Raw genomic sequence first — 20,638 nt, 5'->3', positions numbered from 1 at the left:
AGGCCGCCCACGATGGCGGCGAGGGATGTAATGATGACGTTTCGTAACGGCCTTTCTTCGCTTCTTCGTCCCGAGGACTCGGTCCTCGTTCTGATCGACCACCAGCCTTACCAGCTCGCGAACGTGAACAGTCACGAACCGCAGATGGTGATCAACAATACCGCGGGTTTGGCGAAAGCCGCCAAGGCCTTCGGTGTCCCCACGATCCTGACCACCGTGATCGCCGAACGCGGCGGTCTGCTCTTCCCTCAGATCACCGATGTGTTCCCTGGGCAGGAAGTGATCGACCGCACGTTGATCAACACCTGGGAAGATCGGAAGGTCGTGGACGCGGTCAAGGCGACGGGTCGCAAGCAGCTGGTCATCGCGGGGCTCTGGACCGAGGTGTGCGTCGCGATGCCGACGATCCAGGCCCTGGGCGAAGGCTGGGATGTCACCGTGATCACCGATGCGTCCGGCGGAGTTTCGGTCGAAGCCCATGCGGTCGCCATCCAGCGCATGATCGCCGCCGGCGCGAACATGATGACTTGGCTGGCGCTGGCGGCCGAATGGCAGCGCGACTGGGCCAGGGCCGATCAAGCCGCCGCGTTGACGGAAGTCATCAAGCAGCACGCCGGCGGCAGCGGCATCGCGTACCTGTGGGAGCAGCAGCTGCTCAACACGCCCGTACCCGGCACCGCGCGATGATCTGAGCGGGGATGCCGGGATCGCCGATCACGCGCATCGCGGAAAGCGGATCGCTGATCGCGGCCCCGGCATCCCGCATCACCAGAAGGGCCGGTTAGCCTGCGGTCGCGGCGGTGACGCTCCCACGATCGTCGCACAGCTCGTCGACGTGTTCGCGTTGAACGCCCATCGCCTCGGCCAGGGCGCTTTGGGTGAGACCCAGCGGCACCATGAACTCTCCGGTCAAGACCTCTCCGACGGTGGCCGGCTTCCGTTTGGTCGTCAGCATGCTTCACCTCACCTGTGGGTATGACCGTCAAGGATGGGCACCGTTAGCCCAAGTTGGTCCTCGCCGGCGACCTTGGCGGTCACGGCGACCATCTCGGCGATGACGGCTTGGACGGTGCGGTCCAGTTTGCTGCTTTCGCGCATCGCGATGGCGAAGCGGAACTGACGGCCGTCCAGATCGACGGGGAGGGAGACGCCGCCGCGGGCTTGGTGGTCGCGGGCCGTGAAGGAGTCCACCACCGCGACGCCCAGGCCGCGCAGGACGAAGGCCGAGACCATCTGGGACAGGTGCGTGTCGACGCGGGCGGTGGCGGTGAAGCGGCCGGCGCGCGTCAGTTGGTCCAGCATGTCTCCCGTCACGGTATCGCCAGAGAAGCGGATGAAGGGCCAGTCCGCCAGATCCTCCAGCGTGATGGCGCGCCCATCGGACAATGGGCGGCTGGCCAGCGGATGCCCCGCCGGCAGGATGCAGCGGTAGGGAACGTCCAGCATCTCCACCGCCGTCAGCTCGCCGAGATTCGCGGGGGCGACGAGTCCGAGCGTCGCCTGCCGGCTTTCCACCAGACGGAGCACGTTGATCGTCCGCACCGCCAGCACCCGCACGGACAATTCCGGCCGGGCCGCCAGCACGCCGACCAGGGCGTCGGGGATCAGCGTATGGGCCAGCGCCGGCATCGCGGCGATGATCAGGCCCATGCGCCGGCCGCGGCCGATCTCGCGCGCCCGATGGTCGATCCGCTCCATACCGCTGAAATAGCGCTCGACCTCGTCCAGCAGGTCGAAAGCGGCCAGCGACGGCGTCACGCGCCCATTGGCCCGCTCGAACAGCAGATATCCAAGGTCGGCCTCGAGGTCGCGGATGATCCGGCTGACAGCGGGCTGCGATACGTTGAGGCTGTCGGCGGCGGCGGAAACGGTGCCATGGAGCATCACCGCGCGAAACGCTTCGATCTGCCGGTGGGAAATCATTCTCTATAACATCGCGGCATAGCGGGAGAGTTTGTTGATATTGGACTTATGGGGGGCCGTCAATGACCATGCGGCATCCTCCAGGGGCGATCTTCAACAGGCATGGGACGACACCCAGTAATGTCCGGAACATCTGAACAAGACGTCATCGTCGTGGGCGGCGGGCTGATCGGGATCGCGTCCGCGCTGGGTCTGCGCCAGCTGGGACTGTCGGTCCTGCTGCTCGACGAGGGCGACGTGGCGCATCGGGCGGCCCGCGGCAACTTCGGCCTCGTCTGGCTTCAGAGCAAGGGCGGCGGTTCCGGGGATTACGTCCGGTGGACCCGGCGCAGCATAGACCATTGGCCGGACTTCAGCCGCGAGCTGACGGAGCTGACCGGCATCGACCTGGGCTATCGCCGGCCCGGTGGCTATCACCTGTGCCTGTCCGACACGGAATTCGCCAGCCGGTCGGCCCTGGTCGATCGCATCGCACCCAACCAGCCGGACGACGCCAAGACCGTCATGCTCGACGCGGCGGAGGTCCGCCGGCGCATCGACGGGGTCGGCGAAGGGGTGGTTGGCGCGTCGTATAACGAACTCGACGGCGACTGCAATTCGCTGGCGTTGTTCCGGGCGCTGCACGAGGGCTTCAACCGGCTGGGCGGCAGATACAAGCCGAGCGTCCGGGTCGACGCGGTCGAGCGGGACGGCGGCGCCTATCGGGTGCGGACCGGCGAGGACAGCTTCGGGGCGTCCAAGGTGGTGTTCGCGGCGGGGCTGGGGCTGAACCGCTTCGCCGGTCAGGTCGGGATGCCCGAGATCGTTCGGCCCCAGCGCGGCCAGATCATCGTGACCGAGCGGCTGCGGCCGTTCCTGTCGATGGTGTTCTCCCAGATCCGGCAGTTGCCCAACGGCACCGTGCTGATCGGCGACACCAAGGAGGACGCCGGGTTCGACAACGGCACCACCTCGATCATCATGCGCGAACTGGCCGAGCGGGCGGTCAAGACCCTGCCCCACTTGGCCAACGTCAACATCGTCCGCGCCTGGGGCGCGCTGCGCGTGCTGACCCACGACGGTTTGCCCTGTTACGAGGAGGCGCCGGACTGGCCGGGCGTCTTCTTCGCGACCTCGCACAGCGCCGTGACGCTGGCGCCGGGACACGCCCGGGAGTTCGCCCGCTGGGTGGCTTTCGGCGAGGCGCCTCCGGACCTGCTGGGCTTCTCGTCGGCCCGGTTCCGGGCGGCGGCCTGACCCTCCTCCCTTCCATCCATCCTGGAGTTTCCATGTTCCACAGGCTGCCGGTTCCGGACGGGGAAACCGTGTCCTTCACCATCGACGGGACCCCGGCGGAAGCCCGCGTGGGCGATACCGTCGCGGCGGCCCTGCTGGTCAACGGCGTCCCCCATTGCCGCACGACACCGGTTTCCGGCAGTCCGCGGGGCCCCTATTGCATGATGGGCGTCTGCTTCGACTGCCTCGTCACGATCGATGGCGTCGGCAACCGCCAAGCCTGCCAGGAGCGCGTCGCCCCGGGAATGCGGGTGGCCACCCAGATGGGGTCGCGGGAGCTCGATCGATGACCGCCAGCCCCATGACCAGCCAGAAACCCGCCGATCTCGTCGTGATCGGCGCCGGACCGGCCGGTCTCGCCGCCGCGGCGCTCGCCGCCGGCCATGGCATCCGCACCCTGCTGCTGGACGAGCAACCGGCGCCGGGCGGCCAGATCTACCGGGGCGTCACGCGCACGCCGATCGGCGATCCGCGCGTGCTGGGGCCGGACTACCGGCGCGGCCAGGATCTCGTCGCGGCGTTCGAGAGCAGTGGAGCCAAGCGGGTGGTGGGCGCCTCGGTCTGGAGCCTGACGCGGGACGCCGAGGCGGGCCTGGAGATCGGCTACTCCGTGGCGGGAGCCGGCACCTTGATCCAGGCGCCGCGGGTGATCCTGGCGACCGGCGCGATGGAGCGCCCGTTTCCCATTCCCGGCTGGACGCTGCCCGGCGTGATGGGGGCTGGGGCGGCGCAGACCCTGCTGAAAACCTCCGCCCTGGTGCCCGACGGTCCCTTGGTGCTGGCGGGCACGGGACCGCTGCTCTGGCTGCTGGCGGTCCAGTATGTCCGCGCGGGGGTTTCCATCGGCGCGATCCTGGACACGACGCCGCGGGCGAACTGGCGCGCCGCCCTGCCCCACATGGCCGGCTTTGTGCGCTCGTCCTACGCGATCAAGGGATTGAAGCAGCTGCGCGAGGCGCGCTCGAAGGTCCGGGTGATCTCCCAGGTCACCGGATTGCGGGCGCTGGGATCGGACCGGATCGAGGCGGTGGCGTTCCGCCGGGGCGATGGGGCCGAGGAGCGGATGCCGGCGGCGACGCTGCTGCTGCACCAAGGCGTGATCCCGAACCCCAACCTCGCCAGCGCCGCTGGCTGCGCCCAGGACTGGAACCCCGACCAGCTCTGCTGGATGCCGCGCACCGACGTGTGGAACGCCTCGACCGTCGACGGCGTCTGGATCGCCGGTGATGGCGCCGGCATTGGCGGCGCCATCGCGGCGGAGCATCAGGGCCGGCTGGCCGCGGTGGCGGCACTGAGCGCGATGGGCGTCCTCGACGGTGCCGGCCAGGACCGCGAGGCGGCGCCGATCCGGAAGGCGCTGGCCGGGGCGACGCGCGGCCGGCGCTTCCTGGATGCGCTATACCGGCCGGCGGACCAGTTCCGCGTTCCCGAGGACGACACCCTCGTCTGCCGGTGCGAGGAGGTGACGGCGGGTCAGCTGCGCGAGGCGGTGCGGCTGGGCTGCACGGGCCCCAACCAGACCAAGACGTTCCTCCGCTGCGGCATGGGGCCGTGTCAGGGCCGCCTGTGCGGCACCACCGTCACCGAGTTGATCGCGGCGGAGCGGCGGGTGCCGGCCTCCGAGGTCGGCCACTACCGGCTGCGCCCTCCCATTAAGCCCATCACGCTGGCCGAGCTGGCGGCGGTGTCGAAGGACGACATCCCCGCCGTCGCGGCGGAGCGCTGAGAACCTCCCCTTCGAAGCAACGGAAGAAGAATGATGATCGAACGTATCGAGAAGACCAAGATCATGCACCGCGTCGTCCGCCACAACGGCGTGCTCTATATCGGCGGTCTGATCGCCGACGATTGCGACGGCGGCATGGGCTCGCAGACCCGCCAGATCTGCGCCAAGCTGGACAAGCTGCTGGCGACGGCCGGCTCCGACAAGACCAAGCTGCTGTCCGCCACCCTCTATGTCACCGATATCGACGCCAAGGCGGAGATGAACGAGGCTTGGCTGGAATGGCTCGACGGGACCGACCTGCCGGCCCGCGCCACCATCGGCGTCGCCACACTGGGCGGCCCGACCGTCAAGATCGAGATCGTGGTGACGGCCGCCGCCACGGAGTGACGTCGAATCCCATGCCATAGGCCCATAAATCCATAGGATGGGATGGCGAAGGGGGTCCGGATGGGGCATGGTCGCGCTTATGGACGCGGCCCCTGCCCGTCCGTGTGATCGCGCCGGTACCCGGCACGCTTCGCTCCCATCGGACCAGCGGTGGAGCGGATGACACGATATCCTTGGAGACCCCATGGCGAAGATCCCCGTCGAGGCGCACGACACCATTTTCAAGCGCTGGGAGTCGGGCGAGACCCTGGCGGCGATCGCCAAGGACCACGGCGTGTCCGGACCGGCGATCCGCTACATCGTCAAGAAGATGGAGGAGGCGAAGGGCGGGTCGTCTCGGCCCTCCAAGCCGAAGGCCGATCCCGCGGCGGATGGCGCGGACGGCGACGCGAAGCCTTCGAAGCCCGCCAAGCGCGATGACGAACCCGGCCCCGACGACTATCCCGACACCCCGGAACCCGAAACGCTGGCATCGGACCTTCCCCTGGTCGACCTTGCCGAGCGGGATGAGGCGCCCGTCATGCCGAGCATCCGTCCGGCCCTGCCCGACGAGGAGGACCTGAGCCCCGAAGCCCAAAGCTTCCAGGCCGCCCAGAAGGCGTTCTCGTCCGGCGGTCACCGGCTGGGGCGAAGCAATCCCAAGGCGGAACGCCTGGAGGAGATTGAGATCGTCGCCTGGACGGAGGATGGCGAGGATGTCATCGACACGGTCCAATCCAGGGATCTGGCGCTCACGCGCGTCAAGGAGATGCATCGCCAAGCGTTGAACCAGGGAACCGACGTGTACCTGAAGCTCAGGGCGGCCAGTTCCCGCGCCTCCGACGACTGAGCGGGGGCGCGGGCGAAACCGGCGTCGAGCCGCTACTTGGCGGCTTCGACCACCTCGTCGGTCCAGACCGTGAAGCCGGTCAGGGTGTTGGGTCCGAAGGTCGTGCTGATCGCCACATCGACCGCGTCACGGCCGCGCGCGAGCAGCACCCTGCCGATCCGGGGGGTGTTGTTGCGAGCGTCGAACGTGTACCAGCGGCCACCCAGGTAAGCCTCGAACCAGCCGGCGAAATCCATCACGCCATGGGGAGGCGGCACACCGATGTCGCCGAGGTATCCGGTGCAGTAGCGGGCCGGGATGTTCATGGCGCGGCAGAAGGCGACCGCCAGATGGGCGTAGTCGCGGCAGACGCCGACCTTCTCGTTGTAGGCCTCCCACGCCGTCCGGGTCGACCGGGCCTGCATGTAATCGAACTTGATGTGGTTGTGGACGAAGTCGCAGATCGCCTGGACCCGCGCCCAGCCGGGCTCGGTCCCACTGAACAGCTTCCAGGCGGTGTCGCTGAGCAGTTCCGTCTCGCAGTAGCGGCTGGCGAGCAGGAAGACCAGCGCCTCCTCCGGCAGTTCCTCCAGCGTGTGCTGCCGGGCGGAGGGCACGACCTCGTCGGGCTTGCCGCTGTCCCGGACCACGGCGGTGGTGGTGATCCGCGTGACCCCGGCCGGCGCCGTGACCCTGCTGCACCAGTTCCCGAAGCCATCGCGGTACGCGGTGATGGGAAGCGGCGGATCGGTGACGAGATGGTCCGGCACCAGAATGTCGGACGCTCGGGAGTAGTGGATGTTCAACATCAACAACATCGGCGTCGGCTGCGGGCAGTCGTAGACCAGTTCGTAGCCAACCTTAATCTTCATGGTTCGGCCCTTTCATGTTGGTGATTGGCAATTCGTCGCGGACGCTGACGGTCACGTCCATCCCCAGGAAACTGCCCTTGGGTCCCGTGTAGGTCCCCCACAGCGGCAGGGCCTGCGCCGGCGCCCAGGCGACCGCGACCCGGATGAGGTTGCGGTTTCCGATGATGCTGTTGGTCGGATCGAAATCGACCCAGCCGGCACCGGGCAGATAGACCTGCAGCCACGCGTGGGTGGCGCCGCCACCGACGACGAGGTCGGCGTCGGTCCCGGCACCGGGCACATAGATGTAGCCGCTGACGAAACGCGCGGCGATGCCGAGCGAGCGGACGCCCTCCATCATCAGGAACGCGTAGTCGCGGCAGGTTCCCGTCCCCTTGGCCAGGGTCTCGACCGGGGTTTGGACACCCCGCTCCAGCCGGCGCGAATAGGTCAGCTGCTCGCGGATGCCCAAGGTGATCTTCCGCAAGAGATCCATGGTGCCGATGCAGCCGTTCTCCGGAAGGAACCCCGCCGCCCAGCGGTCGATCTCGCCGGCCGGATACTGTCGTTCCAGCGCGCGGACCAAGTCCAGGCGCTCCTCCCTGGAATAGGCGAAGGGAAAGGTCTGCGCCGACTCCGCCAGCGCGTAGTCGGGATGGGGCGCCTCGATATGCTCCAGCGTCACCTCGCTGTCGAAGACCAGTTCCTTGGTCTCGGCACCGAAGGTCGCGATCGCCAGCGAGTTGTCGAAGACGTCGTGCAGCCAGCGGAGGTTCTTGGGTTTGGGCAGGATCTCCAGCCGCGTCGTGATCAGCCGGAGATCATGGCTCTCGCGTGGCCGGAACATCATCTGATGCTCGCCCAGCTTGACAGGGCTGGCGTAGCGGTACCGGGTGATGTGGCGAACAGTCAGCAATCTCGGCGAGGGCGGGCGCGCCCCCGGGGCTGGCCGGTCGGAGGGGTGGCGGTCTGTCAGGAGGGGCGTCCTCTTGAGCGGCGCATCCAACCCCTCCCCTTTGGCGGCTGTCAGAGAGCCGACTTGGGCGGAGTGCGGCGATCGGCTGTCGGAATGATCGTCGTCTTGACCGGGGCCGCGGAAGTCGTCTTCTTCGGCTTCTTGACCTCGCGGTTGCTCTTTTTCTGTCCCTTGGCCATGAGAATTCTCCAAATCCGGCGGTGCGTTCCGGCGGAGAGGCCGATTGCCCGCCCCGCGTCAGAATCCATGAACCTGAAACGCGGCCATGACCTTTACTTTACCACATCTGGCCCGAAGGAAACGAAATTACCAGCGGCGCCGGGAAATATCGTCAAGTGGCAATCCGTTTATTTTCCCCACTCTCAATGAGCATTTCAATCAGACGATGCACCCGCAGCGCTTCGCGGCCATTGACGCGAGGCTGGCGGCCCTCGTCCAGCGCGTCGAGGAAGTCGGCCAAGACCGCGCGGTGGTGCTGGTTGGGGAAGGCCATGGGGTCGGCGCCGCCGCCCAGCGTGGCGCCGTCGCCGCCGACGCGGATCTCCTCGCCGTCGTGGGTGTGGGCCTCCAGCAGGTCGCCGCCGAGGATCGCGGAGCCGCGGGTGCAGGCGATCTCGATGCGCTCGGGGAAGCCGGGATAGGCCGCCGTGGTGACGTTCAGCGTCGCCATCAGCCCGCTGGACCAGCGGAGCGCCGCGCAGACCACGTCCTCGGTGTCGATCCGGCGGAGCGGCGTGGTTGCGGTGAAGCCGATGACGTCGGACGGCAGGCCGAGGAGGCTGACGAACAGGTCCAGTGTATGGATCGCCTGGGTCAGCAGCACGCCGCCGCCATCTCGGGCCTTCATGCCCCTGCCCGGCTGGGCATAATAGTCGTGGTCGCGCCACCAGCGGACCGAGACGGCGGCGGTCAGCGGGTCGCCCAAGGTTCCGGCGGCCAGCAGGTCGCGCAGCCTCTCGGCGGCGTGGCGGAAGCGGTGTTGGAGCACGATTCCCAGCGTCAGGCCCGCCCGCTCCATCGTCTCGACCACCGCGAGGGAGGCCGCGGGCGTGGCGGCCAGCGGCTTTTCCAGCAGCACGTGCTTGCCGGCCGCAGCAGCCCGCGCCACCAGATCCGCGTGGCTGTCGGGCGGGGTCAGGACCATCAGCGCCGAGACGGTCGGGTCATCGAGCAGGGCGTCGATCGTCTCGACCACGGGCAGGCCGTGGCGGGCGGCGAAGGCGAAGCGCCGCTCCGGCGAGGGGCTGAAGGCACCCGCCACCTCGACGCGATCGGAGAGATCGAACAGGCTTTCGACATGGGGCGCCGAGGCCATCCCCAGCCCGACCACGCCGAGGCGGCGTCTGGTCATGCCAGGAAATCCCCGCGCGCGGGGGTGAAGGTGTCCAGCAGGATGCCGGGCTCGACGCAGACGGCGCCATGGACCGCGTCGGCCGGCACCAGATAGCCGTCGCCGGCCCGCAGCCGCTGGGTGCGGCCGCTGATGGTGACGTCGAAGGCGCCGCTCTCCACCATGCTGCACTGGATGTGCGGGTGGCTGTGCTCGGTCCCGATGGCGCCGGCCTGGAACTCGATGCGGGCCATCATGATCGAGCCGTTGTAGCCCAGCAGTTTCCGCCGGATGCCGTTGCCGAGATCCTGCCAGTCCAGGTTCTGGTCCAGGATGAAGACGTCGGTCTGTTGGTCCATGATGTCTATCCTCTCAAGGTTTCGCGAACTCAGCGGGCGAGCCAGCCGCCGTCCACTGGCAGCGTCACGCCATGCACGTAGTCAGACGCGGACGAGGCCAGGAAGACGGCGGCGCCGCCGAGATCCTCCGGCTTGCCCCAGCGCCCGGCGGGGATGCGGGCCAGGATGTCGGTGTTGCGCTTGTCGTCGTTCCGCAGCGCCTCGGTATTGTTGGTCGCGAAGTAGCCGGGCGCTATGGCGTTGACGTTGATGCCCTTGGCCGCCCACTCGCAGGCCAGCAGCCGCGTCAGGCCGGCGATGCCGCTCTTGGAGGCCGTGTAGGACGGCACGCGGATGCCGCCCTGGAAGGACAGCATGGAGGCGATGTTGATCACCTTGCCCGGCCGGCCGTCCGCCAGCAGTTGGCGCGCGAAGGCTTGGGCCAGGAAGAAGGCGGACTTGAGGTTGACGTTCATCACGGCGTCCCAGTCCTCCTCCGTGAAGTCGATGCTGTCCGCCCGGCGGATGATGCCGGCGTTGTTGACCAGCACGTCGGCCCGCCCGCTCCACTCCACCGTCTGGCGGATGATCGACGCCACCGGCTCGATCGACCCCAGATCGGCCTGGATCGCCAGGAAGGGAGCGCCGGTCTCCGCCACCAAGCCGGCGGTCTCGTCCATGGCTGAGCGGCCGACCGCCGCGATGCCGGCGCCGGCCCGCGCCAGGGCCACCGCGATCCCCTGCCCGATCCCCGTGTTGGCGCCGGTCACGATGGCCGTCAGGCCGGTGAGGTCGAAGGGATTGCCCCTGGAAATTCCCTCGCTCACCGCAGCACGTCCATTGGGACCATGTCCATGTCGGTGAAGTCTTGGTTGTCGCCCGCCATGGCCCAGATGAAGGTGTAGTTGCTGGTGCCGACACCGCTGTGGATCGACCACGGCGGCGAGATCACGGCCTGGTCGTTGGCGATGACCATGTGCCGGGTCTGGTCCGGCTCGCCCATGAAGTGGAACACCCGGGCCTGCTCCGCGAGGTCGAAGTAGAAATAGACCTCGCTGCGGCGGTCGTGCACGTGGCACGGCATGGTGTTCCACATGTTGTTCGGGTTCAGCACCGTCATGCCCATCACCAGCTGCGCGGTCTTGACCACGTCGGGGTGCAGCAGCTGGTAGATCGTCCGCTCGTTGGACTGCGCCGGATCGCCCAGCGCCACCTTGCGGGCGGCGGACAGCGGGATCCGCATGGTCTCGAACCGCGCGTGGGCGGGCGTGCTGTTCAGGTAGAACTTGGCGGGATTAGCGGAGTCCACGCTCTCGAACCGGACATCGACGCTGCCCATGGCGACATACAGGGCGTCGCGCGGTTCGAGGTCGAAGGTGACGCCGTCGACCACGACGCGGCCGGCGCCGCCGACATTGATGACGCCCAGCTCGCGGCGCTTCAGGAAGGTGTCGGACCCGATCGCCTTGTGGGTCTCCAGCGTGATCGGACCCGCCACCGGCATGGCGCCGCCGACGACGAAGCGGTCGACATGGCTGTAGGTCATGACCACGTCGTCCGCCTCGAACAGGGTCGGCACGAGGAAGTGCTCGCGCAGCGTCTCGGTGTCGAAGTTGCGCACAGCATCGGGATGCGCCACGTGGCGGATGGTCATCTTCATGGTCGGGGCCTTTTCAAATACGGAGGGTGTGGTGTGGCGCCGTCATTCCGGCACCATCGTGAAGTATTGCCGGTGGGCGGCGCTGACGGCGTCGACCGCCGCCCGCAATCCGTCCAGGTGGGCGCCGATGCTCCGCACCGCGCGCTCGGCGTCATGTTCGGCGATGGCGTCGACCACGGCGGCGTGCTCGGCGATGACCCTGACCAGCCGGCCGGGCTCCGGCAGGGTCAGGCGGCGGCAGCGGTCGACCTGGATCTTGACCTGCTGGATGATCGTCCAGAATCCCGGATAGCCCGAGATCTCCGCCAGCAGGGCGTGGAACGCCTCGTCCGACTGGTGGAAGCCCTCCTGGTCGCCGGCCTCGCGCATAAGGCGCTGACGATCAAGATTGGCCTGGAGCGCCTTGATGTCGGCCGCCGTGGCGCGGGTGGCGGCATGGCGGACGGTGCCCACCTCCAGCGCCTTGCGGATCTCGATCGCCTCGGACAGCCGGTTGAGCGGGATACGCGAGACATAGGTGCCAGACTGGGGAAACACCTCGACCAGCCCGTCGTCGGCCAGCTTCAGGATCGCCTCGCGCACGGGAGTGCGGCTGACACCGTAGCCCTCGGCGATCGCCTTCTCGACGATCGCCTCGCCGGGCGTCCTCCGCATCGAGACGATCTCGTCACGCAGTTCCCGGAAGACCACCGAGGCCATGGTGGCGCCGCGCCGGGACGACCGGAGCCTGACGCCCCCCGTCCGCCCCGGCGGGGCCGTTTCAGCGTGTTCCACCGTCGAAGTCATGTCCGCCGTCTCCCGTCTCGCCTTTGCCGTGTCAATGCACCGGCGAACCCAGCACGAGGCTGGGCAGCCAGGTTGAGAAGCCCGGTATATAGGTCACGAACAGCAGGGCGATGGTCAAAGCGGCGTAGAACGGCAGAATGGTCCGCATCACTTGGCCGACGGTGATGCCGCCGATGGCGCATCCGACGAACTGCGTGGTGCCGACCGGGGGCGTGTTGAGGCCCAGGGCGCAGTTGATCAGCATGACCATGCCGAACTGGACCGGCCCCATGCCCATCGCCATGGCGATCGGCAGGAAGATCGGTGTGCAGATCAGGATGGTCGACGCCATGTCCATGAAGGTGCCGAGCACGAACAGGATGATGTTGATCATCAGGAAGATGACGATCGGATTGGTCGAGAGCCCGGCCAGCGTCTCTCCCGTCAGGTCGGCCAGCTCGTACAGGCTCATCAGGTGCTGCAAGGTCGCCGACAGCCCGATCAGCAGCAGGATGACGCCGGTGGTCTTGACCGCCTTGGCGGCGGCGACCATCAGCTTCTCCCAGGTCATGGTGCGATAGATCACGAAGGTCAGCAGCAGCGACCAGCAGACCGCGATGGCCGCCGATTCGGTTGGCGTGAAGACGCCGGTGGTGATGCCGCCCAGGATGATGACGACCACCATCAAGCCCGGCAGGGCCGCGATGAACGAGGTCAGGATCGCGTTCCAGCCATGCCACGCGCTGGCGGCGTAGCCGCGCCGGACCGCGACGAAGTAGGCGGCGACCAGCATGCAGACCGTCAGGAACAGCGCCGGAACCAGTCCGGCCAGCATCAGGCTGGTGATCGACACCTTTCCGCCGGTGGCGAAGGCGTAGATGATCATGTTGTGGCTGGTCGGCATCAGGGCCCCGACCAGCGAGGCGTGGGTGGTGACATTGACGGCGTAGTCGGTGTCGTAGCCCTCCCGCTTCATCATCGGGATCATGACGCCGCCCATGGCCGAGACGTCGGCCACCGGCGAGCCGGACACGCCGCCGAACAGCGTGCAGGCGACGACGTTCGCCATGCCCAGCCCGCCGCGCACGTGGCCGACGGCGCTCTTGGCCAAATCGACGATCTTCTGCGCGATGCCGCCGTGGAGCATCAACTCGCCGGAGAAGATGAAGAACGGGATGGCCAGGAACGAGAAGATGTTCATTCCCGAGACCATCCGCTGGAACACCACGGCGACCGGGATGCCCTCGAACGAGATGGCGGCGACGCAGGCCAGGCCGATGGCGAAGGCGACAGGGACACCCAGGACCAGGAGCAGCCCGAAGCTGCCGGACAGGATCATCAATGCCATGACGGCTCGACCTCGCTGTGCTGGATGGTCGCGATCATCTGTTCCAGCGAGAACAGGGTGATCAGGACGCCGGCCAGGACGACCGGGATGTACTGGATGCCTTGGGACAACCCATGCATGGTTGGGATGCTGTATTCCCACACCGAGAGCATGATCTCCCAGCCATAGACGATCATCGTCAGCGCGAAGATGATGATCAGGCAGTGGATGATGATCTCGCAGACGCGCTGGAGGCCGGGCGGCAGCAGGACCACCAGCGATTCCATGCCGATGTGGCCGGCGTCGCGGACTCCCGCCGCCGCTCCCAGCATCGTCACCCAGATGACCAGCAGCAGGGCGGTGCTCTCCGCCCAGACCGGCGTGTCGTTCAGCACGTAGCGGCCGAAGACCTGCCAGACGACGGCGGCGACGATACCGAACAGCCCGGCCACGGCCAGCTTCATGCACACGCGGCTGAGCACGGCGTTGAAGGGGGTCAGGAAGGGGATGTTCGTCTTTCGGGCCAGGGAGGGCGTGGCTGGCACGCCCTCGATCTGCCCATCCGAACGGCTGGGAACGACGGTCATGGTGCCAGGAGCCCTTACTTCTGAGCCATCGCGCGGTTGGCCAGATCCTTCAGGCGGTCATCGCTGAGGAACTTGTCGTAGACCGGCTTCATGGTCGCCTGGAAGGCGGCCTTGTCGACATCGGCCACGACGGTGGCGCCACCGGCGACCACATCCCCCTTGGCCTTGGCCTGACGCTCGTCCCACAGCTGGCGCATGTAGGGGACCGACTCCTTGGCCGACTTGCGGATGATCGCCTGCTCGTCCTTGGACAGGCCGTCCCAGATCTTCTTGGAGAAGACCAGCACTTCCGGCGCCATGGAATGCTCGGTCACGCTGTAGAACGGCGCCGTCTCGAAGTGGCGGAACGACTGGTAGGAGGAATAGTTGTTCTCCGCCGCGTCGACCAGACCGGTCTTCAGCGCGGTGTAGACCTCCGCCGCCGGCATCGGCGTCGCGTTGGCGCCCATGGCGCCCAGGATGGCGACCCACAGGTCCGACTGCTGGACGCGGATCTTCATGCCCTTGACGTCGGCCGGGGACCGCACCGCCTTCTTGGCGTAGATCGAGCGCGAGCCGCTGTCGTAGAAGGCGAGGCCGATGAAGCCGGCCTTCTCGAACGAGGCCAGGATCTCGTCGCCGATCGGGCCGTCGAGCACGGCGCGCATGTGCGCCTCGTCGCGGAACAGGAAGGGCATCGATGGGACCAGCGTCTCCGGCACGATGTTGTGGAACGCGGCGGTGTTGACGCGGACCATGTCCAGGCCGCCGAGCTTGACCTGCTCGACCGTGTCCTTCTCCGACCCCAGCGCGCTGTCGCCGAACACCTTGATGGCGTATTTGCCATCGGTCGCCTTCTTGACCAGTTCGCCGGCGTAAACCACGGCGCGGACGGTCGGATAGTCCTTGGGGTGGACGTCGGCGGAACGGAAATCGCGGGCGATGGCGGCGCTTCCCGCCGTACCGACCGTGAACGCGGCGGCCATCAAGAGGCCTGCCAGGAACTTCTTGCTCACCTTCATTGGGTCATTCCTCCTGAGAACACGGACATGTCTTGGGATGTCGGGAGAACCCGGCACCGGCAGTCTCGATTGGGGAGGAGTGTCCGAGGGCGGATGGCCGCGGCCATGCGGCGGTCATCGAGCGCGTCGAACTGGTCTTCCTCCCTGGATCCCCGGGCTCTGTCTGTCTGCGGCCCGTTTCGTAGTTCCAATATACTAATATGTTAGTTTGTCGCGCAAGCGGGATTTTGACGGCTTTCGAAAAGGACGTGAATAAGATAAGTTTCGCACGCCTTTGGGATTAATGCTCGCGATCGTTCTCCGTCCGGCCACGACGCCGGAGGGCCGCGGCAATAAACCTGATCGCCTAGCCAGGCGGAACCCGGCACAACGGCGGGAGCGATCGGAGCCATGAAGAGCGAAGTCCCGCGACAATCTTAGACGAGAGGAACCAACCGTGCTTGAAGCCTACCGCCAGCATGCCGCAGAGCGTGCCGCACTCGGGATTTCGCCCCTGCCGCTGTCCGCCCAGCAGACCGAGGACCTGATCGGCCTGTTGAAGGCTCCCCCCGCCGGCGAGGAGGAGTTCCTGCTCGACCTGTTGACGCACCGCGTCCCGGCTGGCGTGGACGATGCCGCCAAGGTCAAGGCCGCCTTCCTGGCGAAGGTCGCCAAGGGCGAGGAGGCCTGCGCGCTGGTCCCGGCGGTCAAGGCGACGGAACTGCTCGGCACCATGCTCGGAGGCTTCAACATCAAGGCGCTGATCGACCTGCTGGCGAGCGACGAATGCGGCGCCGCCGCGGTCCAGGGCCTCAAGACGACCCTGCTGATGTTCGACTATTTCCACGACGTCAAGGAACTGGCCGACCAGGGCAACGCCAACGCCAAGGCCGTGCTCCAATCCTGGGCCGACGCCGAGTGGTTCACCTCGCGCCCGGAGGTTCCGGAGAGCCTGACCCTGACCATCTTCAAGGTGACCGGCGAGACCAACACCGACGACCTGTCGCCGGCCCCGGACGCGTGGTCACGGCCCGACATCCCGCTGCACGCCCTGGCGATGCTGAAGAACGCCCGCCCCGGCATCGACCCCGACGAGCCCGGCAACCGCGGTCCGGTCAAGCAGCTGGAGGCGCTGAAGGCCAAGGGCAACCTGGTGGCCTATGTCGGCGACGTGGTCGGCACCGGCTCGTCCCGCAAGTCCGCCACCAACTCGGTGCTGTGGTGGACCGGCGAGGACATCCCCTTCGTCCCCAACAAGCGGTTCGGCGGCGTCTGCCTCGGCACCAAGATCGCGCCGATCTTCTACAACACCATGGAGGACGCCGGCGCGCTGCCGATCGAGCCGGACGTCTCCAGGATGGACATGGGCGACGTCATCGAACTGCGCCCCTATGACGGCAAGGCCCTGAAGGACGGCGCGGTGATCGCCGAGTTCACCGTCAAGTCCGACGTGATCTTCGACGAGGTCCGCGCCGGCGGCCGCATCCCGCTGATCATCGGCCGCGGCCTGACCGCGCGGGCCCGCGAGGCGCTGGGCCTGGAGCCGTCCACCCTGTTCCGCCTGCCGTCGACCCCCGCCGACAGCGGCAAGGGCTTCACGCTGGCCCAGAAGATGGTCGGCCGCGCCTGCGGCTTGCCGGAAGGCGCCGGCATCCGGCCGGGGACCTATTGCGAACCCCGGATGACCACGGTCGGCTCGCAGGACACCACCGGCCCGATGACCCGCGACGAGTTGAAGGACCTGGCCTGCCTGGGCTTCTCGGCCGATCTGGTGATGCAGTCGTTCTGCCACACGGCGGCCTATCCCAAGCTGGTCGACGTCAAGACGCACCAGGAACTGCCGGCCTTCATCTCCACCCGCGGCGGCGTCTCGCTGCGGCCGGGCGACGGCGTCATCCACTCGTGGTTGAACCGCCTGCTGCTGCCCGACACCGTCGGCACCGGCGGCGACAGCCACACCCGCTTCCCGATCGGCATCTCGTTCCCGGCCGGGTCCGGTCTGGTCGCCTTCGCCGCCGCCACCGGCGTCATGCCGCTGGACATGCCCGAGAGCATCCTGGTGCGCTTCACCGGCACGATGCGGCCGGGCGTGACGCTGCGCGACCTCGTCAACGCGATCCCGCTCTACGCCATCCGCCAGGGCCTGCTGACGGTCGAGAAGAAGGGCAAGAAGAACATCTTCTCCGGCCGCATCCTGGAGATCGAGGGGCTGCCCGACCTGAAGGTGGAACAGGCCTTCGAGCTGTCGGACGCCTCGGCCGAACGCTCCGCCGCCGCCTGCACCGTGCGGCTGAGCGAGGCCCCGATCATCGAATACATGCGCTCCAACATCACGCTGATGCGCTGGATGATCGCCAACGGCTACGCCGACCGCCGCACGCTGGAGCGCCGGATCAAGTCGATGGAGGCCTGGATCGCCGATCCCCAGCTCCTGGCCCCCGACGCCGACGCCGAATACGCGGCGGTGATCGAGATCGATCTGGCCGACATCGCCGAGCCGATCGTCGCCTGCCCGAACGATCCGGACGACGTCAAGCTGCTGTCGGAAGTCGCCGGCGACACGATCGACGAGGTGTTCATCGGTTCGTGCATGACCAATATCGGCCACTTCCGCGCGGCGGCCAAGGTGCTGGACGGCAAGTCCGACATCCCGACCCGGCTGTGGATCGCGCCGCCGACCAAGATGGACGCCATGATCCTGAACGAGGAAGGCTATTACAGCGTCCTCGGCAAGTCGGGCGCCCGCATGGAGATGCCGGGCTGTTCGCTCTGCATGGGCAATCAGGCGCAGGTCCGCAAGGGCTCGACGGCGATGTCGACCTCGACCCGCAACTTTCCCAACCGGCTGGGCATCGACACCCGCGTCTATCTCGGCTCGGCGGAACTGGCGGCGGTCTGCGCGCTGATGGGCAGGATCCCGACCGTGGCCGAGTACCTGGAGCAGGTCGAGGTCGTCAACCGCAAGGCCGCCGACATCTACCGCTACATGAACTTCGACCAGATCCCGGCCTTCCGCGAGGTCGCGGACACGGTCGCGGTCGCCTGACCGGTTCGGACGGACACGGACGTGAAAACCCCCGTCGGGCGACCGGCGGGGATTTTCTTTTGGTGGCATGGCGCGAGGGCGGATCGAACAACCCATTTCGGGATTCCACGAAAGATGAGGTGACAGCTCGCCACCATCATGCACAAGTGCGGCATGCGATACGTTATTCCTCTCCTGACCATCCTGCTCGCCGCCTGTCAGACCGCACCCGGCGACGTCCATCCCCGGATGCCACAAATGGTGGTTCCCACCGACTCCAGCGATCCCGCTCAGCCTCGGGATGGCACCCTCCAGCAGGGCATCGAGGTCGGCGAGATCGCGCTCGAAGGCGCCGCCGCGGGCCAGATCGGCGGCGTGGGTGCCATTTCCCGCGACGACCTGCGCGAGGCGCTGATCAACACGCTCGCGAGCCGGGGGCTGCTGGCCGCCAGCCGGCCGGTCCACCGGCTCGACATGCGGATCACCGACGCGACGACGCCGACCATACCGGGGCCCTTCGAGACGCGGATCACCATCACCGCCACTTATGTCCTGAGGAACGCCCAGACGGGGACCGAGGTCTGGCGCGCCAACGAGGCGACGGTGGCCGAACGGAAGATCACGTCGGGCTTACCGGAGCCCGTGCTGATGGAGCGCGACGCGTTGGAGGAGGCGATCCGCGAGAACATCGCCCGGATGCTGGGCCTGCTCTATCAGCGGGAAGGGGCCCTGGCGCCACTCTGACAGGCCGGCATCTCCCCGCCGGGGGTCCGACCGCATGGAACCCGCGGGCTCGGCAACCCTGCCCCGCACCCATCACCTTTTCACCGCTTCGGTTGTTGGCGGGTGATGCCGGGACCTTCTCCATGGGTCACGGCATCACCGACAGGTCTCTGTCCGCAAGCTGGAGAAAATCGTGGGAACAACAGCCGGGCCACACTCCACGTCGGGCGACCATGCCGCCGAGGGTACCGCAGCCGCCGCGGCCGCCGCCCTGAATCGGGAGGATCGCAACCGCCGCATCAAGGCCATCGTCGGCGCCTCCTCCGGTAATCTGGTGGAATGGTACGATTTCTACGCCTACGCCTTCACGTCGATCTACTTCGCGGCGGCGTTCTTCCCCTCGGGCGACCGCACCAGCCAGTTGATGGCGACGGCGGGCATCTTCGCCTTGGGCTTCTTCATGCGGCCGCTCGGCGGCTGGCTGTTCGGCTGGATCGCAGACCGCCATGGCCGCAGGAACTCGATGGTCATCTCCGTCCTGCTGATGTGCGCCGGATCGCTGATGATCGCGGTCTTGCCGACCTATGGGACGATCGGCGCCGCGGCTCCCGTGCTGCTGCTGGTGGCGCGGCTGGCGCAGGGGCTGTCGGTCGGCGGAGAGTACGGCACGGCGGCGACCTACATGAGCGAGATCGCCGACAGGGACAATCGCGGCTTCTACTCGTCGTTTCAGTACGTCACGCTGATCGGTGGCCAGTTGCTGGCCCTGCTGGTGCTGGGAGCGCTCCAGTTGGGCCTGTCCGGGGACGAGCTGCGGGCGTGGGGCTGGCGGATCCCGTTCGTGATCGGGGCGGTCACCGCCGTCGTCGCGATGTATCTGCGCCGCTCGCTCGACGAGACCGCGTCGGCCGACGACATGAAGCGGAAGGAGGCGGGCTCCCTGCTCGAACTGCTCAAGCATCGGCGCTCGGTGCTGATCGTGCTGGGCTTCACCATGGGCGGGTCGCTGTATTTCTACACCTTCACCACCTACATGCAGAAATATCTGGTCAACACCGCGCATATGGAAGCCGGCGTGGTCAGCGTCGTTATGACGGCGGTGCTGGTGATCTACATGCTGCTCCAGCCGGCCTTCGGCGCCCTGTCCGACCGGATCGGACGGCGCAACAACATGCTGCTGTTCAGCGTGCTGGCCCTGGTCGGATCGGTGCCGCTGCTGCGCTGGCTGGGCCAGACCACCAATCCGTGGTCGGCCTTCGCGCTGGTCTCGGCCGGGCTGGTCATCGCCAGCTTCTACACCTCGGTCGGCGGCGTCGTGAAGGCGGAGCTGTTCCCGAGCACCGTGCGGGCGCTCGGGGTCGGTTTCACCTACGCGGTCGGCAACGCGGCCTTCGGCGGCACGGCGGAATACGTGGCGCTCTGGTTCAAGTCGGTCGGGCGCGAGGACTGGTTCGGCTGGTACGTCACGGCGCTCATCGCCGTAACGCTGGTATCCTCCATCCTGATGCCCGACACCCGCCGCCACAGTCACCTGGACGGCACGGCTCAGGACTGAGGTTCGGCCCCTGACCCGGCCCTGGCGGCCTCCCTCAGGTCGTGGAAGCTGGCGAGCTTGCCGGCCAGGGCGCTGGCCGCGACGGTGTACGGACCGCCGAGCCAGACCTTGCCGGGGCCGGAGCGGCTGGGGAAGTTCCGGTTGGCCGAGCTGATCGAGACCTGATCGGCTCGGGTCGACTGGCCGGGACCACAGTTGGCGCAGGCGCCGCAGCCGGGCGGGATGACCTCGGCGCCCACCGCCTCGAACACCTCGATGTAGCCCTTTTCGCGGCAGTATTCGCGCACCGCCAGCGTGCCGAACTGGAGATACAGGCGGGTGCCCTCGGGCACGCGGAGGCCGTGGTCCAGGCCCAATACCGTTCACTTAGGGAAAATGTGTATGCACCGGCCATACTCGTAA

The 20,638-nt window shown here is 67.5% G+C and carries 23 protein-coding genes; 9 read left to right on the top strand and 14 right to left on the bottom strand.

Translation table 11 applies throughout. The features are described 5' to 3' along the window. Positions 1-33: 33 nt before the first annotated feature. Complete coding sequence (locus N825_RS22545) at positions 34-687, top strand: hydrolase (protein WP_037457506.1); 654 nt, start codon at positions 34-36, stop codon at positions 685-687. 94 nt (positions 688-781) lie between these two features. Here N825_RS22545 and N825_RS22540 read toward each other — a convergent pair whose 3' ends face one another. Both N825_RS22540 and N825_RS22535 read right to left on the bottom strand, forming a co-directional pair. Then, a complete protein-coding gene (locus tag N825_RS22540; protein ID WP_084164982.1) occupies positions 782-955 on the bottom strand; it encodes a HigA family addiction module antitoxin in 174 nt (57 codons plus the stop codon). 8 nt (positions 956-963) lie between these two features. Next, positions 964-1,923, bottom strand: a complete 960-nt coding sequence (locus N825_RS22535; protein ID WP_051512775.1) for a LysR substrate-binding domain-containing protein — start codon at positions 1,921-1,923, stop codon at positions 964-966. A gap of 120 nt (positions 1,924-2,043) precedes the next feature. Between N825_RS22535 and N825_RS22530 the strand changes: the two genes are divergently transcribed. The 5 genes from N825_RS22530 to N825_RS22510 all read left to right on the top strand — a co-directional run bounded on the left by N825_RS22530 (position 2,044) and on the right by N825_RS22510 (position 6,140). Further along, positions 2,044-3,159, top strand: coding sequence for an NAD(P)/FAD-dependent oxidoreductase (locus tag N825_RS22530; RefSeq protein ID WP_037457334.1), 1,116 nt, complete (start codon positions 2,044-2,046; stop codon positions 3,157-3,159). Positions 3,160-3,191: 32 nt separating this feature from the next. After that, positions 3,192-3,488 carry a (2Fe-2S)-binding protein gene (locus N825_RS22525; RefSeq protein ID WP_037457332.1) on the top strand — a complete coding sequence of 99 codons (297 nt, stop codon included), beginning with the start codon at positions 3,192-3,194 and terminating at the stop codon, positions 3,486-3,488. After that, positions 3,485-4,924: an FAD/NAD(P)-dependent oxidoreductase gene (locus N825_RS22520; protein WP_245613204.1), complete on the top strand. Its 1,440-nt coding sequence runs from the start codon at positions 3,485-3,487 to the stop codon at positions 4,922-4,924. Before N825_RS22525 ends, N825_RS22520 begins: the two co-directional genes overlap by 4 nt. 30 nt (positions 4,925-4,954) lie before the next feature. Next, on the top strand, positions 4,955-5,311 hold the full coding sequence (locus N825_RS22515) for a RidA family protein (protein ID WP_245613203.1): 357 nt from the start codon (positions 4,955-4,957) through the stop codon (positions 5,309-5,311). A 184-nt stretch (positions 5,312-5,495) separates the two neighbouring features. Continuing rightward, positions 5,496-6,140, top strand: a complete 645-nt coding sequence (locus N825_RS22510) for a hypothetical protein (RefSeq protein ID WP_037457329.1) — start codon at positions 5,496-5,498, stop codon at positions 6,138-6,140. Positions 6,141-6,172: 32 nt separating this feature from the next. Here the strand turns inward: N825_RS22510 and N825_RS22505 are convergent, their stop codons facing one another. The 11 genes from N825_RS22505 to N825_RS22460 form a co-directional block, all read right to left on the bottom strand. Continuing rightward, positions 6,173-6,991 (bottom strand): transglutaminase-like domain-containing protein, encoded by an 819-nt coding sequence (locus tag N825_RS22505; RefSeq protein ID WP_037457327.1) that lies wholly within the window; start codon positions 6,989-6,991, stop codon positions 6,173-6,175. After that, a complete protein-coding gene (locus tag N825_RS22500) occupies positions 6,981-7,886 on the bottom strand; it encodes a transglutaminase family protein (protein ID WP_037457325.1) in 906 nt (301 codons plus the stop codon). The genes N825_RS22505 and N825_RS22500 overlap by 11 nt, the downstream gene beginning before the upstream one ends. A 110-nt stretch (positions 7,887-7,996) precedes the next feature. Further along, the gene (locus tag N825_RS40825; RefSeq protein WP_281174375.1) at positions 7,997-8,125 is read right to left on the bottom strand and encodes a hypothetical protein; all 129 of its coding nucleotides are present in this window, start codon (positions 8,123-8,125) and stop codon (positions 7,997-7,999) included. A gap of 152 nt (positions 8,126-8,277) precedes the next feature. Continuing rightward, the gene (locus N825_RS22495) at positions 8,278-9,297 is read right to left on the bottom strand and encodes a Gfo/Idh/MocA family protein (RefSeq protein WP_037457323.1); all 1,020 of its coding nucleotides are present in this window, start codon (positions 9,295-9,297) and stop codon (positions 8,278-8,280) included. After that, positions 9,294-9,635 carry a cupin domain-containing protein gene (locus N825_RS22490; protein WP_037457321.1) on the bottom strand — a complete coding sequence of 114 codons (342 nt, stop codon included), beginning with the start codon at positions 9,633-9,635 and terminating at the stop codon, positions 9,294-9,296. Before N825_RS22490 ends, N825_RS22495 begins: the two co-directional genes overlap by 4 nt. A 29-nt stretch (positions 9,636-9,664) precedes the next feature. After that, the gene (gene kduD / locus N825_RS22485; protein ID WP_281174374.1) at positions 9,665-10,441 is read right to left on the bottom strand and encodes a 2-dehydro-3-deoxy-D-gluconate 5-dehydrogenase KduD; all 777 of its coding nucleotides are present in this window, start codon (positions 10,439-10,441) and stop codon (positions 9,665-9,667) included. Beyond that, positions 10,438-11,274: a 5-dehydro-4-deoxy-D-glucuronate isomerase gene (gene kduI, locus N825_RS22480; protein ID WP_037457319.1), complete on the bottom strand. Its 837-nt coding sequence runs from the start codon at positions 11,272-11,274 to the stop codon at positions 10,438-10,440. Before kduI ends, kduD begins: the two co-directional genes overlap by 4 nt. A 42-nt stretch (positions 11,275-11,316) precedes the next feature. After that, positions 11,317-12,060, bottom strand: a complete 744-nt coding sequence (locus tag N825_RS22475) for a GntR family transcriptional regulator (RefSeq protein WP_037457318.1) — start codon at positions 12,058-12,060, stop codon at positions 11,317-11,319. Between the two features lie 31 nt (positions 12,061-12,091). Beyond that, positions 12,092-13,387, bottom strand: a complete 1,296-nt coding sequence (locus N825_RS22470) for a TRAP transporter large permease (RefSeq protein ID WP_037457316.1) — start codon at positions 13,385-13,387, stop codon at positions 12,092-12,094. Then, on the bottom strand, positions 13,378-13,953 hold the full coding sequence (locus tag N825_RS22465) for a TRAP transporter small permease (protein ID WP_084164980.1): 576 nt from the start codon (positions 13,951-13,953) through the stop codon (positions 13,378-13,380). Before N825_RS22465 ends, N825_RS22470 begins: the two co-directional genes overlap by 10 nt. Positions 13,954-13,967: 14 nt before the next feature. Beyond that, complete coding sequence (locus N825_RS22460) at positions 13,968-14,954, bottom strand: TRAP transporter substrate-binding protein (protein ID WP_037457314.1); 987 nt, start codon at positions 14,952-14,954, stop codon at positions 13,968-13,970. A 436-nt stretch (positions 14,955-15,390) separates the two neighbouring features. On the opposite strand from N825_RS22460, the gene acnB reads away from it, so the two are divergent. The 3 genes from acnB (at position 15,391) to N825_RS22445 (ending at position 20,236) form a co-directional block, all read left to right on the top strand. Continuing rightward, complete coding sequence (acnB, locus tag N825_RS22455) at positions 15,391-17,979, top strand: bifunctional aconitate hydratase 2/2-methylisocitrate dehydratase (RefSeq protein WP_037457312.1); 2,589 nt, start codon at positions 15,391-15,393, stop codon at positions 17,977-17,979. 153 nt (positions 17,980-18,132) lie between these two features. Beyond that, on the top strand, positions 18,133-18,702 hold the full coding sequence (gene lptE / locus N825_RS22450; protein ID WP_198038829.1) for an LPS assembly lipoprotein LptE: 570 nt from the start codon (positions 18,133-18,135) through the stop codon (positions 18,700-18,702). A 172-nt stretch (positions 18,703-18,874) separates the two neighbouring features. Next, positions 18,875-20,236, top strand: a complete 1,362-nt coding sequence (locus tag N825_RS22445; protein ID WP_281174373.1) for an MFS family transporter — start codon at positions 18,875-18,877, stop codon at positions 20,234-20,236. Here the strand turns inward: N825_RS22445 and N825_RS22440 are convergent. Further along, entirely contained in the window at positions 20,227-20,592 is a 366-nt protein-coding gene (locus tag N825_RS22440) for an aconitase family protein (RefSeq protein WP_037457308.1), read from the bottom strand. The genes N825_RS22445 and N825_RS22440 overlap by 10 nt on opposite strands. Positions 20,593-20,638: the final 46 nt, after the last annotated feature.

Origin of the sequence: Skermanella stibiiresistens SB22 (assembly GCF_000576635.1) — a bacterium.
GTDB classification, from domain to species: domain Bacteria; phylum Pseudomonadota; class Alphaproteobacteria; order Azospirillales; family Azospirillaceae; genus Skermanella; species Skermanella stibiiresistens.
Note: the sequence above shows the minus strand (reverse complement) of the source record. Positions and strands in the feature narration are given on the sequence as shown.

Bases quoted from the DNA above. Each gene is read 5' to 3' on its own strand.
- N825_RS22535 (WP_051512775.1), bottom strand. From the start codon at position 1,923: ATGATTTCCCACCGGCAGATCGAAGCGTTTCGCGCGGTGATGCTCCAT.
- N825_RS22460 (WP_037457314.1), bottom strand. From the start codon at position 14,954: ATGAAGGTGAGCAAGAAGTTCCTGGCAGGCCTCTTGATGGCCGCCGCG.
- N825_RS22520 (WP_245613204.1), top strand. From the start codon at position 3,485: ATGACCGCCAGCCCCATGACCAGCCAGAAACCCGCCGATCTCGTCGTG.
- N825_RS22540 (WP_084164982.1), bottom strand. From the start codon at position 955: ATGCTGACGACCAAACGGAAGCCGGCCACCGTCGGAGAGGTCTTGACC.
- N825_RS22545 (WP_037457506.1), top strand. From the start codon at position 34: ATGACGTTTCGTAACGGCCTTTCTTCGCTTCTTCGTCCCGAGGACTCG.
- N825_RS22505 (WP_037457327.1), bottom strand. From the start codon at position 6,991: ATGAAGATTAAGGTTGGCTACGAACTGGTCTACGACTGCCCGCAGCCG.
- lptE (WP_198038829.1), top strand. From the start codon at position 18,133: ATGCGATACGTTATTCCTCTCCTGACCATCCTGCTCGCCGCCTGTCAG.
- N825_RS22490 (WP_037457321.1), bottom strand. From the start codon at position 9,635: ATGGACCAACAGACCGACGTCTTCATCCTGGACCAGAACCTGGACTGG.
- kduI (WP_037457319.1), bottom strand. From the start codon at position 11,274: ATGAAGATGACCATCCGCCACGTGGCGCATCCCGATGCTGTGCGCAAC.
- N825_RS22515 (WP_245613203.1), top strand. From the start codon at position 4,955: ATGATGATCGAACGTATCGAGAAGACCAAGATCATGCACCGCGTCGTC.
- N825_RS22475 (WP_037457318.1), bottom strand. From the start codon at position 12,060: ATGACTTCGACGGTGGAACACGCTGAAACGGCCCCGCCGGGGCGGACG.
- N825_RS22470 (WP_037457316.1), bottom strand. From the start codon at position 13,387: ATGGCATTGATGATCCTGTCCGGCAGCTTCGGGCTGCTCCTGGTCCTG.
- N825_RS40825 (WP_281174375.1), bottom strand. From the start codon at position 8,125: ATGGCCAAGGGACAGAAAAAGAGCAACCGCGAGGTCAAGAAGCCGAAG.
- N825_RS22525 (WP_037457332.1), top strand. From the start codon at position 3,192: ATGTTCCACAGGCTGCCGGTTCCGGACGGGGAAACCGTGTCCTTCACC.
- N825_RS22510 (WP_037457329.1), top strand. From the start codon at position 5,496: ATGGCGAAGATCCCCGTCGAGGCGCACGACACCATTTTCAAGCGCTGG.
- N825_RS22530 (WP_037457334.1), top strand. From the start codon at position 2,044: ATGTCCGGAACATCTGAACAAGACGTCATCGTCGTGGGCGGCGGGCTG.
- N825_RS22495 (WP_037457323.1), bottom strand. From the start codon at position 9,297: ATGACCAGACGCCGCCTCGGCGTGGTCGGGCTGGGGATGGCCTCGGCG.
- N825_RS22465 (WP_084164980.1), bottom strand. From the start codon at position 13,953: ATGACCGTCGTTCCCAGCCGTTCGGATGGGCAGATCGAGGGCGTGCCA.